We start from the raw sequence: 15,306 nt of genomic DNA, 5'->3' as shown, positions 1-15,306 counted from the left end.
CTGTGTACGCACTCGTTATTCCTCCAGCCGGTTAAACTGGGCACGCCGGACGCCCACGAACGGTCCGGCATTCCCACCGCCGGTACCATCAACGAAAAGGATCTCTGTTTGACGCAGGGCAGCAGCTCGCATTACCAGGTCCTCGGGATCCCCGTGACGGCGACGGAGAAAGACATCAAAGTCGCGTACCGCAAGGCCGCCCGGACCGCCCACCCGGACCACGGCGGCGACCCTGCAGCGTTTAGGCGCGTCACGCTCGCCTACGAGACCCTCATCGACACCAAGCGCCGCGCGGACTACGACCGCTCCTACGGCAGCGCATCCGGCGGCGCGTATTCGTCTCCCGCCGGCGATGAGGGCGCCCACTTCGACGCGCCCGCCGCGGGCAGCCGGGCCTCCGCCAACGTGCGCCGGCCGAACACGCCGCGGAATACGGCCGCAGATCCACCCGTCTACGTTCCCCCGTTCGAGCAGTTTGACGGTGGGTCGGCGGTGCCGCTGATTCCCGCCAGCGTGGCCCGGCAGCAGGTCCACGGTATGCCCCGCAAGCGCGGCATCTTCGGCGCCGAAGCCCGGATCCAACGCGAGATGCGCACCGTGCAGCTCATCAGCAGGCAGATCCTGACCACCATCCCGGCGGCGCGCCTTGTCAACGGGCTGCAGTCCCCGGCGGACAACAGCCACATCGACCACGCGGTCCTTGCCGGGTACCGTCTAGCGATCGTCGGATCCATGCTCCTGCCGCCGGGTGCCTATGCATGGAACGGCAGCACGTTGACCCACGGCGGACGCTCCGTCGCCCCGCCCCAGCTGGGCCACATCGTGCGCCGGATGCAGGACATATTTCCCGAGCTCAATGTCACCGGCTGGATTGTCGTCCACAGCACGGACGGCAATCTGCATCAACCGGTCATCGACCGGCACCGCCGCGCCCCCGGCGGCCAGGGAAGCGGGTACGGGGAAGGCTCGGGCCTTGTCGAGGTGGTCAACGCCGCGGGCCTGGCCCGCGGCCTGAAGTTGTTCCTCGGCTCGGGACCGGCGCCCAACACCGTCAACGTTCCCGTACTGGCCCGCCTGCTGCGCGGAATGCACTAGATTCCGCCCGGGCGCTCCCCTGCGCCCCGGGGACGGAAGGCCCGAGGCGCGTTCGACGCCGGCGGCTCGCTAGGATGGGACGGTGTTCCGCATCCTCTTCCACACCCCAGAAATCCCCGGCAATACGGGAAACGCCATCAGGCTGGCTGCCATCACGGGGGCCGAACTGCATCTGGTGGAGCCCCTGGGCTTTGACTTTTCCGACGCCAAACTCCGGCGGGCGGGCCTTGACTACCACGACCTCGCCGTCGTGACCGTCCACCCGGACATCGACGCGGCGTGGGCCGCTCTCGAGCCGGAACGGGTATTTGCCTTTACCTCCGACGGCGAGACCACGTACACAGACATCCGCTACCGTGCCGGCGACGTCCTCCTGTTTGGGCCTGAATCCGTAGGCCTGCCCGAGGAAGTCAAAAACAGTCCCCGGGTGACGTCCCGGGTGCGCCTGCCGATGCTCCCAGCCCTCCGGTCACTGAACCTGGCCAACGCGGCATCCATCGCCGTCTACGAGGCGTGGCGCCAGAACGGGTTCGCCGGGGCCGAGTTGTAGCGGTCCGCCGCGCAGGCCCGCCGCGACGTGCGTTGGCCACCTGGGCGGCCCGCGGGAAAGAATTCCCGCGCAGCGCGCCCATCCAGGTGCCGGGCCGCACCGAATCACTTCTGAAGGCGGACACCAATCCGCCCATTCACATTGTGTCTACCGGGCATTGTGCGGAGAAACGGAAGGGAGCGAGGAGCGGCAGGTGAAAACAGTACATCTGGACAGATCCTCTGCCCGCTTAGCAGGGGCCGGCCCCTCGCCGCATGCCGCACCGATTGGCCCGCGTTGGGCTGCAAGCGCCCTATGCTTGGGAGTGATGGAAACTCCGAATGCCCCGAACCCCGAGGCCGCCGCACCGGCGGACACCTCAGCCGACATCAACGGCCGGCTCAGCAGCCTGCTGGCACTGATTGCCCAGGGCGACCAGACGGCGTTCGCGGAATTTTACAGCCTCACCTCCAGACGCGTCTTCGGCATGGCACGCCGGGTCCTGATCGATACCGAACTCAGTGAGGACACCACCCAGGAAGTCTTCCTCCAGGTGTGGCAGAACGCCGCCAAATTCAATCCCGCCGCCGGCAGTCCGCTCGCCTGGCTCATGACGATCTCGCACCGGCGCGCCGTTGACAAGGTACGGTCCTCGCAGTCCGCCACCGACCGCGAAGCCAGATACGGTGCCAGCAGCCAGGAGATCGACCACGATTCCGTCTCGGACGAAGTCGGCAGCCGGCTCGAGGCCGAGGCCGTGGTCCGGTGCATGGAGACGCTGACCGATACGCAGCAGGAGTCCGTCCGGCTGGCGTACTACGGCGGCCTCACCTACCGGGAAGTGGCCGAGCGGCTGAATGCCGCGGTACCTACCATCAAGTCCCGCATCCGCGATGGACTCATCCGACTGAAGACCTGCTTGGGGGTGAGCTGAATTGACCGATATGAACGCACATGAGAACAACAACCGCCTCCCCGGCGGCTTCACCGCCGAGATCGCCACCGACCTGTCGTCCGGCCGCGTGGTGGACCTTGCCGAGGTCTATGCCCTCAACGCCGTGGACGACGCCGAACGTGCCTCAATCGAGCAGTTCCTCGCCTCCGCACCGGCAGCAGACAGGGCTGCCTTCAACGAGCGGGTCCGGCAGGCCCGGGAGACCCTGGCCACCAGCTTCACCGCAGAGGAAGAGCCTCCGCCCGGGCTGCTGGACCGGATCATGTCATCCTTGCCTGCGCAGGCCGCAGCGCAGGCCGCAGCGCAGTCCCCCGCCGCAGTGCCGCTTCCCGGCACGGGTCCGCAGGCGACGCCGGTGCTGCCGCATCCGGTACGCGACGGCTCCGCGCTGCCCGCCACCGACGAACTCGGTGCGGCCCGCCAGCGCAGGGAAGAGCGCCGGCGGCCGCAGGGCATGCGGAACTGGCTTATTGGCGTCGCCGCAGCAGCCGTGATCGCCCTGGGCGGTGTGGGCGTCGGAGCCTACGTGGCCAACCAGAACGATCCCCTAAATCAGGTAATGCAGGCCAGCGACGTCCGCCAGGCCACCGTCGACGTCAACGGCGGCGGCACCGCCACCGTGTCGATTTCCCCGTCCAAGGATGCCGCCGTCGTCAAAATGAACGGCGTCCCGGCCCCGCCCGTGGGCAAGGTCTACCAGATGTGGCTGATCCCCAAGGACGGCTCGGCCCCGGTCTCGCAGGGCCTCATGGACGCTGAAGCCCTGTCCAAGCCCGCGGTGGTCAAGGGCATCGGTTCCGCGGCCGCGCTGGGCATCACCGTGGAGCCCGAAGGCGGATCCGCGTCACCTACCCTGCCGACCGTCGCCGCCGCACCGCTGGACGCCTAGCCACCCGCAGGACACAGCAGGCCACCCGCACGCGCAAAGCCGTCCGGGCCTTGGCTCCTTCCGTAGCAGGACTCAAGGCCCGGGCGGCTTTGTGTTGTGACCGGCGGACGGACCGACCGGCGGACGTCCCGCCGGGCCGGCTTCCCGCCCGGCTAAATGACCAGCGAGAGCAGCATGACCAGGCCGAAGCTCACCACGGAGATCAGCGTTTCCATGACGGACCAGGTCTTGAAGGTCTGGCCCACCGTGAGTCCGAACAGCTCCTTGACCAGCCAGAACCCGGCGTCGTTCACGTGCGAGAAGAACAGCGAGCCCGCCCCGATCGCGAGGGCCAGGAGGGCGGCGTGCGTCGGCGACAGCGAACTGGCCAGCGGTGCCACGATGCCGGCGGCCGTCACGGTGGCGACGGTGGCCGAGCCTGTCGCCAGGCGCAGGGCAACGGCCACGATGAAGCCGAGCACCAGCACGGACATGTTGGTCCCCTCGGCCCAGGCCTTCACGGAGTCTCCCACGCCGGCACCAATCAGCGTCTGCTTGAAGCCGCCGCCTGCGCCGACAATCAGGATGATCCCCGCGATCGGGCCCAGGCTGGCAGCGATCTTGCTCGTAATCTTGGCGCCGTTGAGGCCCACGGCGTAGCCGAAGGTCACCATGGCCAGCAGGACGGCCAGGGTCATCGCCACCAGCGGCTGCCCGACGAAGTCGAAGAACATCCGGATCGCGGGGGCCGTCTTGGGGTCCGGCCAGATGATGTCCACAACTGCCCTGAGCAGCATGAGGACCACCGGGAAGAGGATGGTCATCAGCGTGACGGTGAAGTTCGGCGGGCGCTTGACGCCCTCCATGTCCGCGCCGTGCACGGTGTCGACGCCGCCGGCGACGGCGGGGGCACCCACCGGGACCCACCGGGCCGCCAAACGGGAGAAGAGCGGGCCGCAGATAATCACCGTGGGGACGGCGATGAGGATGCCGAGGGCCAGGGTGGTGCCCAGTTCAGCCTTGACGGCGCTGATCGCGATCAGCGGTCCCGGGTGCGGCGGCACCAGCCCGTGCAGCACGGACAGGCCGGCCAGCGCCGGGATGGCGATGCGCATCAGGGGCATCTTGGAGCGCTGCGTGACCAGGACGATCACCGGCAGCAGCAGGACGAGCCCGATCTCGAAGAACATCGGCAGGCCGATGATCACGGCTACGAGCGTGATGGACCAGACCAGCTTGTTTCCGGTGGCCTTTGCCAGGAGGGTGTCGACCACTCGGTTGGCGCCGCCGGAGTCCGCGAGCAGCTTGCCCAGCATCGCGCCGAGGGCGACCAGCAGACCGACTTCCTTCAGGACGCCGCCCACGCCGTCCTCGAAGTTGATGATCACCTTGGCCGGTTCCACACCGGCGGCGAGGCCGACGAATCCTGACCCCAGAATCAGGGCCAGGAAGGGGTGGAACTTGAATTTGGCGATCAGGACCACGAGCAGGGCGATGCCCAGACCCGCGATGATCAGTAGTTGGGTATTGACGCCGGTCCCGGCCTCAACGGCAGCCGGAAGCTGCATTGCTATCAGTGATTTCACAAAAAATTCCTTGGTCGCGGCGAAACGCGGGAAGGCTCAGGGCCTGGCGTCGGCGGCGTCGAGATTAAGTCGGGTGATGATTTCCTGTGCTTCTTCCGCCGGCGTTGCGGAGACGGACAGGGAGATGAAGTTTTCGTCTGCCGTGGGGGCTTCGAGCGCATCGAACTGGGACTCCAGCAGGGCCGGGGGCATGAAGTGCCCGTGGCGGGAGGCCAGCCGGTCGGAGATCTTGTCCCGTGATCCCTCGAGGAACACGAAAACCACCCCTTCGCCGCGCAGGACGTCCCGGTAGCGCTTCTTCAGCGCCGAACAGGTCACGACGCCGGGATTCCCGGCGCCGGTGTGGGCCCGGATCCAGTCGGCAATGCTTTCGAGCCAGGGCCACCGGTCCTCGTCGGTCAGCGGCTGTCCTGCGTGCATCTTTGCCACGTTTGATTCGGGGTGCAGGTCGTCGCCTTCGGCGAGGTCCCAGCCCAGCCTGCCGGCCAGAAGTCCCGCGACAGTTGATTTGCCGGATCCGGAGACGCCCATGATCACAAGAACGGGGTGTTGCGCAGTCTTCGCCATCAAAGTCTGCCTTCCATCAAATAAATATGATTTAAACAGAGGCCAGCATATGGCAGAGGTTGTGCTGCAGCAACACTAGAAACCGGCGATGGTCCCCTGGCCGTTGACTGTTACGACATGGAAGGCCTCGGCGCTGCGGCCGGCGGGAAGTCCGGCGCGGGCCCCGGTGCCGAGCATGAGGCCGCGGACCGTGCGCTCCATGGCGTCGACGTCGGGATGCTGGCTGACGTGGATGTGGATGGCGGCCAGCTTGCTCTCCACATGCCCGGTGACGTCCACGAAGTGGTTTTCGCGCTCTTCCGGCCCGGCGAAGAGCCACAGCCAGGGCAATTTGTAGGCTTCCAGCCCGGATTCGGCCAGTTCCGGGTACGCGAACGGGTTTTCCAGCGCGGGGTACACGGCACGGGTCACCGCCTCACCCACGGCCAGATGATCCGGATGGCTCTTCTGGATCCGGTTCCAGTTGCGCTCCGGATGCATGGAGAGCACGACGTCGGGCCGGAGCTGCCGGATCAGGCGCACCACCTCGCGCATCACCTCATGCGAGGGTTCGAGGTAGCCGTCACGCTGGTGCAGGTAATGGATGTCCGTGACGCCGACCAGGGCGGCGGCGCGCTGCTGCTCCGCAACCCGCAGCCGCACAATTTCCTCGCGCTGCTCCGGATCAAAGCCGCCGGCGTCGCCGTCGGTCATGATGCAGTAGCTGACCTGGACTCCGGCGGCGGTCCAGGCTGCAACCGTGGCGGCTGCGCCGAAATCGATGTCGTCCGGGTGGGCCGTGAAACAAAGCACCCGTTCAATCCGGGTGGTCTCCGGGTCGAACGGGCTTTGTGCCGGGACGGCGGTGGTGCTCATGCGGTCAGCCTCTGCGCTTCTTGATTTCGGCGGTGGCCTGCGGCAGGACCTGGAAGAGGTCGCCTACAATGCCGAAGTCCGCGATCTCGAAAACCGGCGATTCGGCGTCCTTGTTCACGGCCACGATCACCTTCGCGGTCTGCATGCCTGCCTTCTGCTGGATGGCGCCGGAAATGCCCGCGGAGATGTAGAGCTGCGGGGCGACGGTCTTGCCTGTCTGGCCGATCTGCGCGTCGTGGCCGATCCAGCCGGCGTCCGTGGCAGCCCGCGAGGCTCCGATGGCCGCGCCGAGGGCGTCGGCGAGTTCCTCCAGGGGACCAAAGTTGCCGTCCACGCCACGGCCGCCGGCCACGACGATCCGCGCCTCGGACAGATCGGGGCGTCCGCTGGCAGGCTTATCGGTGCGCGCCGTAACCCGGGCGGCAGCCGCGGTCACGTCAGGGACCTGGACAGTGATGCTCTCCGGCGCCGTGCCGGTGACCGCGGGCTCGGGCGTGATGCTGTTGGGCTTCACGGTCAGCACGGAAACGGGTGTCACCGCCTTCGCGGCGCTGGTGTAGGACCCGGCCAGGACCGACTTGTGCGCCGTTCCGTCGGGGTCCACGGCCACGACGTCGGTGATGACGCCGGCGCCGAGCCTGATGCCGAGCCGGGCGGCAATTTCCTTGCCCTCGGCCGAGTTCTCGGCCAGGACCACGCCCGCACCGGCGGCGGCCGCGGCCGCGGCCAGGAACGCCGCCTTGGGTCCGACGAGGTAGTCGTCGAGGTCCGTGGCGGACGGGCGGTACAGTGCCTGGGCGCCGTACGCGGCCAGGGTCGAGGCGGCGTCGTCGTGCAGTTCGCCGTTGACGGCGGCGACAGTCTCGCCCAGGGACCGGGCGATGGTGAGCAGTTCCAGGCTCGACTTCTTCAGCGCCGCACCGGGGTTGTCGATGAAAACGAGTACTTTTGCCATGTTCGGATAATCCCCTTTAGAGCAGCTTCTGGGCGGCCAGGAACTCGACCAGCTGGATGCCGGCGTCGCCTTCGTCGGTGATGATGGTGCCGGCCGGCCGCGGCGGCCGGGCCTCTGCGGTCTCGACGGCGGTCCAGGAGCCGGACTGGCCCACCTGGGCCGCGTCCACGCCGATGTCGGCAAGGCTCAAGGTGGTGATGGTTTTCTTCTTCGCCGCCATGATGCCCTTGAAGTTCGGGTACCGCGGATCATTGATCTGGTCGGTGACGGAAACGACGGCCGGCAGTGTGGCCTCGATGGTGTCCGCGTGGGTGTCGCCGTCGCGGCGGGCGGTGAGCTTGCCGGCGTCGAGCTCCAGGGACGCGGCGAAGGTTACCTGTGGGAGGCCCAGCCGCTCAGCGAGCTGTGCCGGGACCAGCGAGGTCTCGCCGTCCGTGGAGGCCATCCCGGTGAGGATGAGGTCCGCGGGGACGTCCGCGCCCAGGTGGCGGATCGCGGCGGCCAGCGCCAGCGACGTGGCCGCGGCATCCGAACCGGCCAGGGCCTCATCGCTGAGGTGCACGCCTTCCGTGGCGCCGATCTGGAGGGACTTCTTCACCGCATTTACTGCCCCGGCCGGACCCATGCTCAGCGCAATGACCTTGTTGCCGGCCGCCTCTCCGCCGCGGGCCTCGGTCAGCTGCAGCGCAGCTTCCAGTGCGTATTCATCCAGTTCGGACAGGATGCTTTCGGAGCGGTCCACCGTGTTGGCCTCACCTGTGAGGTGGCGGTCGAACTGCGCATCCGGGACGTGCTTGACCAGCACAATGATTTTCAGAGTTTCTTCCACTGTGTCTACAGCAGCCTTCCATGCGGGTGGACAGCCGCCCCTGACGGGGTCATGGCCACGGAATGCCCGGTAGCCGGGCTGTTCCTAGCTAACCATATAGCCGCCGGGCAGCGCGGCCAGGGTTAAGGTCTGTGTCAGTGAACTGGCCCGGGACGGCAAAGGCCGGGCCGCACCTTTGCGGTGCCGCCCGGCCTGTTTGCTGCTGCCTTGATTTACAGCTGCGCTGTTTGCTGTCGCCCAGCTCTACTGCTCGGCTGCGGCCCCGAGCGTCACGTCGACGTCCTTGAGCTGGCCGCCGCGCAGCACCGTCACCTTGACCGTGGCCCCGGCGGCCTGTTCCCGCACCGCCGCGGTGAGCTGGTTGGGATCGCTGATGGTCAGGTTCTGGAACTTCGTCACGACGTCGCCGACCTTGATGCCGGCCTTGTCTGCGGCCGAGCCGGACTCGACGGTCGCGACCTCCGCGCCCACCGAGAACCCGGAGGAGGACGAGCCTGCGGCCTTGGGCTTCACGCTGACGCCGAACTGCCCGTGGGTGGCTTTGCCGGCGCTGATGATCTCCTGGGCCACGCGCTTGGCGTTGTTGATGGGGATGCTGAAGCCCACGCCGATGTTGCCGCTGCTGCTTCCGCTGGCCGCGTCGCCGCCGGCGGAGGCGATCGCGACGTTGACGCCGATGATTTCGCCCTTGGTGTTCACCAGCGCGCCGCCGGAGTTACCCGGGTTGATGGCCGCGTCCGTCTGGATGACGTTGATCGAGATGGATCCCTGATCCGCGGTGCTCGGAGTCTCGCCGCCGCCGGGGGGCGCGAACTGGAAGCCCTGGTCACCGCCCTGGGAGTTGTCCGCACCGCCCTTCGGCGCAGCCGAGGATGCCACGCTGATGGTCCGGTTCAGGGTTGAGACGATGCCGTCGGTGACTGTGCCGGTGAGTCCCAGCGGCGATCCAATGGCGACGGCGGTGTCACCGACGTTCAGCTTGCCCGAGTCACCGAGAGTTGCCGGGACCAGTCCCGAGGGGTTGTCGATCTTGATCACGGCGAGGTCGGAAAGCGGGTCGGTACCGACGATCTTCGCGGAGTAGACCTTGCCGTCGCTCGTCCGGACCTCCATGGTGGCGTTCGCGGCCTTGCCGTCGAGCGTCACCACGTGGGTGTTGGTCAGCACATGGCCCTGGGTGTCGAGGATGATCCCGCTGCCGGTGCCGCCGTCGCTGCCGCTGGTCGCTTTGATGGTCACCACACTGGGGGAAGCCTTGAGGGCGGCGGCGCTGATGGCGTTGACATCCTCCCTGTTGTTGACGATCACCGGACCGGCCTGGCTCGTGTTGCTCGCGGCGGACGGGGAAAGGCGGTCGCCCAACAGGGCGTTGCTGCCGGCCACCACGCCGCCGCCGATCAGGCCGGCGGCCACGATGCTGGCCACGAGGGTGGGGACGCCGAATGCCGCCTTGCGCTTGGGGGCGTGCGCCGGGTCGTTCGCAAAGCCGGGGCCGGAAGGGTAGGACGGGCCCGGCTGCGGCTGACCGCCGTAAGGGTTGGCGCCGTAGTGGGACTGGCCGTACTGGGTTTGCTGCGACTGGCCGTACGGGGTTTGCTGGGACTGGCCATAGGGCGGGTGGCCGGGCTGGGCGGGCTGGCCCTGGCCGGCCTGGGAGAACCCGCCGTACGGGCCGATCTGCTGGGTATCCGCGGCGGAGGGCTGGTGCTGCTGGTACACCGGACGCGGTGCGCCGTCCTCGGCGCGGTCCAGCCGGAGGGTCGGGCTCTCGGGCGCCGGGCTTCCGACTACTGAGGTTTCGGATGTCGTGCTTTCGGATGCCGGATTTCCCGGTGCCGCCTCAGGCGCGCGGCCGGCATGCGGCTGCTCCGGCGAGCCCTCCCGCACTCCCGCCGGTTCCTGGTTCTGTTGTGTCGGCTCCGGTGACACACCCGGCACTGGGTTCTCAGTCATGAGACTTCCTTTCGTCCTCGTCTGCCTATAACTATGAACGCTCAGGCTGACACTAGAGCGGACATTTGCTGGGAGGTTCCTGAACGGACAGTTTGCGGCCTGCGGGCCCGTGTTTCCCAGTTTAAGCCCGTTTCGCTGGTGGCATATTCCCCTGGGTGGACTGCCTTTTGGGTGCACCATAGAATCAAATGGAAATGCCACAGCGACCTGCGGCTTTACATCTGCGTGGGGGCGCTGCTGCTTTCTGTGACGGCTGGTTCGACCGAACCGGTCCCAGAAGTGCTGAAGGGTTGCACATGCGGTCTAAGTTGAATCGTTTCCTCGCCGTCTTTGGCGTCGCTGGATTGCTGGCGCTCCCCGCCGCTCCGGCCCTGGCCGAAGATCCGGTGGCCATTCCGTCCGGGCAGAACATCGTGGACAGCGCGAACGTGCTCGGCAGCCGCAAGGCCGAAGTCCAGGACGCCATCCAGAAGCTCCTCAAGGACCACAAGTACAACCTCTACGTCATCACGGCAAAGACGTTCGAGAATCCTGCCGACCCCGCGGGGTGGGCCCAGGCCGTCGCGACCAACAAGGGTATGGGCAAGGCCGACGTCATCCTGACCATGTCCGACGACGGCAAGTACTACTTCTCCCCTGCCAGGGCCAGCGCGATCTATCCCAAGACCGACAGCATCGTCCAGAACGCCATCGTGCCGAACCTGGCCGGCGGAAAGCGCGACTTCGCCCAGGCCGCCATTGATACGGCCGCTGCGGTGGGCGACGCGGCCGGCGGCGGCAGCGGAACGGTGCCCTCCGGCGCCGGGGCGGGCAGCGCCGTCCTCGTCGGAGTCGGCGTCGTGGCTGTGGGCGGTGCGGGAACGTACCTGTACCTGCGCAGCCGCCGGAAGAAGGCCCTGCAAAGTTCGGGGGCGTCAGCCGGGGCCCAGGGCGGGCAGCCGGACCCGCTGGCAGGGCTCAGCGTGGCCGAGCTGCGCCGGAAGAGCGATTCGCTGCTGATCGAGGCCGATGACGCCATCAAGTCCAGCGAGCAGGAGCTGGGATTCGCCCAGGCCCAATACGGGGACGCCGCGGTGGGCAATTTCACCAAGGCTTTGCAGGAGGCCAAGGGCCACATGACGGAATCGTTCAAGCTGCAGCAGCAACTTGACGACCACATTCCCGACACCGAGGAGCAGCAACGGAGCTGGCTCGTTGAAATCATCGGCCGCTCCGAAGCCGCGCTGGCATCGCTGCAGGAACAGAAAGCCGATTTCGACTCCCTCCGGGAGCTGGAAAAGAACGCCCCGCAGGCCCTCGCCGCCGTCGGCGCCGGCGCCGCGGACGCCCAGGCAAAGCTTGCCGCCGCCGAACAGTCGCTGACCGATCTGCGGGCCAAGTACGCCGAGAGCGCCCTGGTCCAGGTCGCGGACAACATCAAACAGGCCAAGGAACGTCTCGACTTCGTGCAGAATGCCTCCACGGCGGCGCAGGAAAAGCTCGCCGCGGGTGAAAGCAGCCTCGCCGCGGTCGCCGTCCGCGCCGCCGAGGAAAGCCTGCACCAGACGAACGTGCTGATCGGCGCCATCACCAAGGTGGCCGGCAGCCTCGACGAGGCACGCAACAGCCTGGAAGCCGCCGTCGTCGATACCGCGCAGGACCTGGCCCAGGCGAAGGCGATGATCCAGTCCGGCGCCCATCCGGAACTTGCCGGCCCCGTGGCTGCGGCGGAAGCCGCGCTCGCCCAGGTCAAAACTGAAATCCAGGGCGGCAAGATTGATCCGATCGCGACGCTGGAACGGGTCGTCACGGCCCACCAGGCACTCGACCAGTCCCTGGCCGGAATCCGCGACCAGCAGGACCAGGCGCGCCGGGCCCAGGCCTCACTGCAGCAGAGCATCATGTCGGCCCAGGCCCAGATCAGCGCGACGTCGGACTACATCACCGCCCGCCGCGGCGGCGTAGGCACCGATGCGCGCACACGCCTGGCGGAAGCCCAGCGGAACCTGGACTATGCGCTCTCCATTTCCCGCACCGACCCCGTCACGGCCTTGCAGTACGCACAGCAGGCCTACGCGCTGGCGGCACAGGCCGCGCAGCTGGCCCAGTCCGACGTCGACCAATTCGGCGGCTACGCCAACCAAGGCCAAGGCTACGGCCGGGGCGGCATGTTCGGCGGCAGCGGCGGGGGCGGCCTCGGCGGCGCGATCCTCGGCGGAATCCTCATCAATTCGATCCTCCACGGCGGAGGCGGCGGAGGCTGGGGCGGCGGCGGAGGCGGCTGGGGCGGCGGAGGCGGCGATGACTCCGGCGGCGGCTGGGGCGGCGGCGACTTTGGCGGCGGCGGAGACTTCGGCGGCGGGGACTCCGGCAGTTTCTAGCCTGTTCGCCACCCCCGCAGGGGACAAAGTGGGGAAGCAGCAGCAGGAAACTTTACAGACCACGCGCCGGCCGCAAGGGCCCGGACAGCGGATAGATGCGATACATCATCGATCACTGGAATCAGTGAGACAACGGAGCAGGACGAAAGGTAACACCATGGTTAAGCAGTCCATTTTCGGCCGCATGGCGCAGCTGGCGAAGGCAAACATCAATTCGCTGCTGGACCAGGCCGAGGATCCGCAGAAAATGCTGGACCAGATGGTCCGTGACTACACGAACAACATCGCGGAGGCAGAGTCCGCCGTGGCCCAGACCATCGGCAACCTGCGCATGCTCCAGGACGACTACAACGAGGACGTCCGCAACGCCCAGGACTGGGGCAGAAAGGCCCTCGCAGCCTCGCGCAAGGCCGACGAATACCGGGCGAAGGGCGACGTCGGCGATGCCGAGAAGTTCGACAACCTGGCCAAGGTGGCCCTGCAGCGCCAGATGGGTTCCGAGAACGAGGCCAAGGCCGCGGAGCCGAGCATCGCGTCCCAGACCGAGGTGGTGGACAAGCTCAAGCACGGCCTCGACCAGATGAAGGGCAAGCTCAACGAACTGACCAGCAAGCGCAATGAGCTGGTGGCCCGGTCCAAGACCGTGCAGGCCCAGAGCCAGGTCCACGACGCCCTCAAGAGCATCAACATCATGGACCCCACCTCCGAGGTGGGCCGCTTCGAACAGAAGATCCGCCGCGAGGAAGCCAAGGTCCGCGGCCAGCAGGAGCTCGCCGAGTCGAGCCTGGACGCCCAGTTCAATTCGCTGGAAGATCTTGGCGAGCAGACCGAGATCGAAGCCCGGCTGGCAGCGCTGAAGTCCGGCGGCTCCCCCGCTGCCATCGGCACCGGCGAAAAGAGCGCCGAGTCCGGTTCCACGGTCGAGGAAGCCGACTTCGACAAGCTCTGACCCGCCGGTCCGGCGCTTCCGCAGGACTGCTGCACGCTTCAGGCCCGGGGCCGGGCTCCGGCGGGGGAACCTGACACCTCAGGATCGCCCGCCGGGGCCCGGCCCTCGTTGTGCCCTGTGTGGCCCCATGTCTCACCGCACCGGCGCCCGCGGCGGCGGCGCGCGTGTACCGTGGATCCATGTCTGCGACCCTTGTGTGGCTCCGTGATGACCTCCGGCTGGATGACAATCCTGCTCTGGCGGAGGCCGCCGCCCTGCACCGACCCCTGACCGTCGTCTATGTCCTGGATGAGGAGTCACCCGGCATCCGGCCGCTGGGCGGGGCGGTGAAGTGGTGGCTCCACCATTCCCTGGCCGGCCTGGCCGCAGCGCTGGAGACCACTGGCTCGCGGCTGGTGCTCCGCCGCGGCCCCGCCGCCCGGGTCATCCAGGACCTCGCGGTGGAAACGTCGGCAGACGCCCTGCTGTGGAACCGCCGCTACGGCGGCCCTGAACGCGCCGTCGACGCCGGCCTAAAGAGCTGGGCCGGCGGGGAGGGCCTCAACGCCACGAGCTTCCAGGCGAACCTCATGTTCGAGCCGTGGACCGTGCGCACCGGCAGCGGGGGCCCCTACAAGGTCTTCACGCCGTTCTGGAAGGCCTGCCTGGCCGGTGCCGAGCCCCGGCAGCCGCTGGCGGCTCCGGACCAGCTGCCGGGCCCTGCACGCACCCGCAGCGGCGGCCTGCCGGCGAGCGAAACGCTCGAAAGCTGGGGCCTGCTCCCCCGGAGCCCGGACTGGAGCCCGGGGCTGGCCGACACCTGGACGCCAGGAGAAGCCGGCGCCCTCAGCCGCCTCGAGGACTTCGTGGACGGCCCGGCCGCAGAGTACGGCACCGGCCGCGACGTCCCGGGCGTCGAGGGCACCAGCCGGCTCTCCCCGCATCTGCGCTTTGGCGAAATCAGCCCTTTCCGGATCTGGCACACGCTGCGCCACAGCTTTGCGGCGGGGGCGCCGGCCGACGTCGGGATCTTCCGTTCCGAACTTGGCTGGCGGGAATTCTGCTGGCAGCTGCTGTACGAGAATCCGGATCTGGCGACACGGAACTACCGGCCGGAGTTCGACCGCTTTCAATGGCAGCCGGCGTCGGGCGACGAGCTCCAGGCCTGGCAGCAGGGCCGGACGGGCTACCCGATGGTGGACGCGGGCATGCGCCAGCTCTGGCAGACGGGCTGGATGCACAACCGCGTGCGGATGGCGGCCGCGTCCTTCCTGGTAAAGAACCTGCTGGCCGACTGGCGGCTGGGCGAGGCCTGGTTCTGGGACACGCTGGTGGACGCCGATGCCGCGAGCAATCCGGCCAACTGGCAGTGGGTGGCGGGCTCGGGTGCCGACGCGTCGCCGTACTTCCGGATCTTCAACCCGGTCACGCAGAGCAAGAAGTTCGACGCCGCCGGTCGTTACCTGCGCGGGTACATTCCCGAGCTCGCCGCGCTGGACGACAAAACCGTCCACGAGCCCTGGAAGGCCGACAGCGCCGCCCCCGGCTACCCCGCACCGATCGTGGACCTTGCAGAGTCCCGGGCGCGGGCGCTGGCAACCTATCAGCGGCTCAAGGACGGCTGAGAGCCGGCACAGGGGCGCCGCCGGCGTTGCCCGCCACCGCGGACTTAAAGCGAAAGGTCCGGAACACTGTTTCCAGTGTTCCGGACCTTTTCTCCAGTTGCGGGGACAGGATTTGAACCTGTGACCTCTGGGTTATGAGCCCAGCGAGCTACCGAACTGCTCCACCCCGCGTCGCTTGATCAACTCTACCCTAGTTTCCGG

13 protein-coding genes and 1 tRNA gene are annotated in these 15,306 nt (G+C 67.8%); 7 read left to right on the top strand and 7 right to left on the bottom strand.

Annotated elements, in window-relative coordinates; translation table 11 throughout:
• Window positions 1-108 precede the first annotated feature (108 nt).
• The 4 genes from AC1D0A_RS17525 (at window position 109) to AC1D0A_RS17510 (ending at window position 3,468) form a co-directional block, all read left to right on the top strand.
• Complete coding sequence (locus AC1D0A_RS17525; RefSeq protein ID WP_476848771.1) at window positions 109-1,095, top strand: J domain-containing protein; 987 nt, start codon at window positions 109-111, stop codon at window positions 1,093-1,095.
• Window positions 1,096-1,177: 82 nt separating this feature from the next.
• Window positions 1,178-1,645 (top strand): tRNA (cytidine(34)-2'-O)-methyltransferase, encoded by a 468-nt coding sequence (locus tag AC1D0A_RS17520; RefSeq protein WP_476946399.1) that lies wholly within the window; start codon window positions 1,178-1,180, stop codon window positions 1,643-1,645.
• A 307-nt stretch (window positions 1,646-1,952) separates the two neighbouring features.
• Entirely contained in the window at window positions 1,953-2,558 is a 606-nt protein-coding gene (gene sigK / locus AC1D0A_RS17515) for an ECF RNA polymerase sigma factor SigK (protein ID WP_223913940.1), read from the top strand.
• Between the two features lie 10 nt (window positions 2,559-2,568).
• Window positions 2,569-3,468, top strand: a complete 900-nt coding sequence (locus AC1D0A_RS17510) for an anti-sigma factor (RefSeq protein ID WP_243181177.1) — start codon at window positions 2,569-2,571, stop codon at window positions 3,466-3,468.
• Window positions 3,469-3,620: 152 nt separating this feature from the next.
• Here the strand turns inward: AC1D0A_RS17510 and AC1D0A_RS17505 are convergent, their stop codons facing one another.
• The 6 genes from AC1D0A_RS17505 to AC1D0A_RS17480 all read right to left on the bottom strand — a co-directional run bounded on the left by AC1D0A_RS17505 (window position 3,621) and on the right by AC1D0A_RS17480 (window position 10,192).
• On the bottom strand, window positions 3,621-5,015 hold the full coding sequence (locus AC1D0A_RS17505) for a GntT/GntP/DsdX family permease (RefSeq protein WP_028277967.1): 1,395 nt from the start codon (window positions 5,013-5,015) through the stop codon (window positions 3,621-3,623).
• Window positions 5,016-5,069: 54 nt separating this feature from the next.
• Entirely contained in the window at window positions 5,070-5,600 is a 531-nt protein-coding gene (locus AC1D0A_RS17500; protein WP_028277966.1) for a gluconokinase, read from the bottom strand.
• 75 nt (window positions 5,601-5,675) lie between these two features.
• The gene (locus AC1D0A_RS17495; protein ID WP_476946398.1) at window positions 5,676-6,455 is read right to left on the bottom strand and encodes a PIG-L deacetylase family protein; all 780 of its coding nucleotides are present in this window, start codon (window positions 6,453-6,455) and stop codon (window positions 5,676-5,678) included.
• Window positions 6,456-6,459: 4 nt separating this feature from the next.
• Window positions 6,460-7,410, bottom strand: coding sequence for an electron transfer flavoprotein subunit alpha/FixB family protein (locus AC1D0A_RS17490; RefSeq protein WP_223913937.1), 951 nt, complete (start codon window positions 7,408-7,410; stop codon window positions 6,460-6,462).
• Between the two features lie 16 nt (window positions 7,411-7,426).
• Window positions 7,427-8,227: an electron transfer flavoprotein subunit beta/FixA family protein gene (locus tag AC1D0A_RS17485; RefSeq protein WP_476946430.1), complete on the bottom strand. Its 801-nt coding sequence runs from the start codon at window positions 8,225-8,227 to the stop codon at window positions 7,427-7,429.
• A gap of 255 nt (window positions 8,228-8,482) precedes the next feature.
• The gene (locus AC1D0A_RS17480; protein WP_476946397.1) at window positions 8,483-10,192 is read right to left on the bottom strand and encodes a S1C family serine protease; all 1,710 of its coding nucleotides are present in this window, start codon (window positions 10,190-10,192) and stop codon (window positions 8,483-8,485) included.
• A gap of 296 nt (window positions 10,193-10,488) precedes the next feature.
• Between AC1D0A_RS17480 and AC1D0A_RS17475 the strand changes: the two genes are divergently transcribed.
• The 3 genes from AC1D0A_RS17475 (at window position 10,489) to AC1D0A_RS17465 (ending at window position 15,105) form a co-directional block, all read left to right on the top strand.
• Window positions 10,489-12,552, top strand: coding sequence for a TPM domain-containing protein (locus AC1D0A_RS17475; RefSeq protein WP_243181174.1), 2,064 nt, complete (start codon window positions 10,489-10,491; stop codon window positions 12,550-12,552).
• A gap of 157 nt (window positions 12,553-12,709) precedes the next feature.
• Complete coding sequence (locus tag AC1D0A_RS17470; RefSeq protein WP_028277175.1) at window positions 12,710-13,501, top strand: PspA/IM30 family protein; 792 nt, start codon at window positions 12,710-12,712, stop codon at window positions 13,499-13,501.
• Between the two features lie 179 nt (window positions 13,502-13,680).
• Entirely contained in the window at window positions 13,681-15,105 is a 1,425-nt protein-coding gene (locus AC1D0A_RS17465; protein WP_476946396.1) for a cryptochrome/photolyase family protein, read from the top strand.
• A gap of 97 nt (window positions 15,106-15,202) precedes the next feature.
• On the opposite strand, the gene AC1D0A_RS17460 is transcribed toward AC1D0A_RS17465, so the two are convergent.
• Window positions 15,203-15,276: transfer RNA gene (locus tag AC1D0A_RS17460), tRNA-Met, on the bottom strand.
• Window positions 15,277-15,306: the final 30 nt, after the last annotated feature.

The sequence above is a fragment of the Arthrobacter sp. P1_D4 genome (assembly GCF_056406115.1).
The sequence above is the reverse complement of the archived record's forward strand: the minus strand, read 5'-3'. Positions and strand labels throughout refer to the sequence as shown.

Coding starts and splice junctions, on each gene's coding strand:
- sigK (WP_223913940.1), top strand. CDS start 1,953: ATGGAAACTCCGAATGCCCCGAACCCCGAGGCCGCCGCACCGGCGGAC.
- AC1D0A_RS17510 (WP_243181177.1), top strand. CDS start 2,569: ATGAACGCACATGAGAACAACAACCGCCTCCCCGGCGGCTTCACCGCC.
- AC1D0A_RS17505 (WP_028277967.1), bottom strand. CDS start 5,015: ATGCAGCTTCCGGCTGCCGTTGAGGCCGGGACCGGCGTCAATACCCAA.
- AC1D0A_RS17500 (WP_028277966.1), bottom strand. CDS start 5,600: ATGGCGAAGACTGCGCAACACCCCGTTCTTGTGATCATGGGCGTCTCC.
- AC1D0A_RS17495 (WP_476946398.1), bottom strand. CDS start 6,455: ATGAGCACCACCGCCGTCCCGGCACAAAGCCCGTTCGACCCGGAGACC.
- AC1D0A_RS17490 (WP_223913937.1), bottom strand. CDS start 7,410: ATGGCAAAAGTACTCGTTTTCATCGACAACCCCGGTGCGGCGCTGAAG.
- AC1D0A_RS17480 (WP_476946397.1), bottom strand. CDS start 10,192: ATGACTGAGAACCCAGTGCCGGGTGTGTCACCGGAGCCGACACAACAG.
- AC1D0A_RS17475 (WP_243181174.1), top strand. CDS start 10,489: ATGCGGTCTAAGTTGAATCGTTTCCTCGCCGTCTTTGGCGTCGCTGGA.
- AC1D0A_RS17470 (WP_028277175.1), top strand. CDS start 12,710: ATGGTTAAGCAGTCCATTTTCGGCCGCATGGCGCAGCTGGCGAAGGCA.
- AC1D0A_RS17465 (WP_476946396.1), top strand. CDS start 13,681: ATGTCTGCGACCCTTGTGTGGCTCCGTGATGACCTCCGGCTGGATGAC.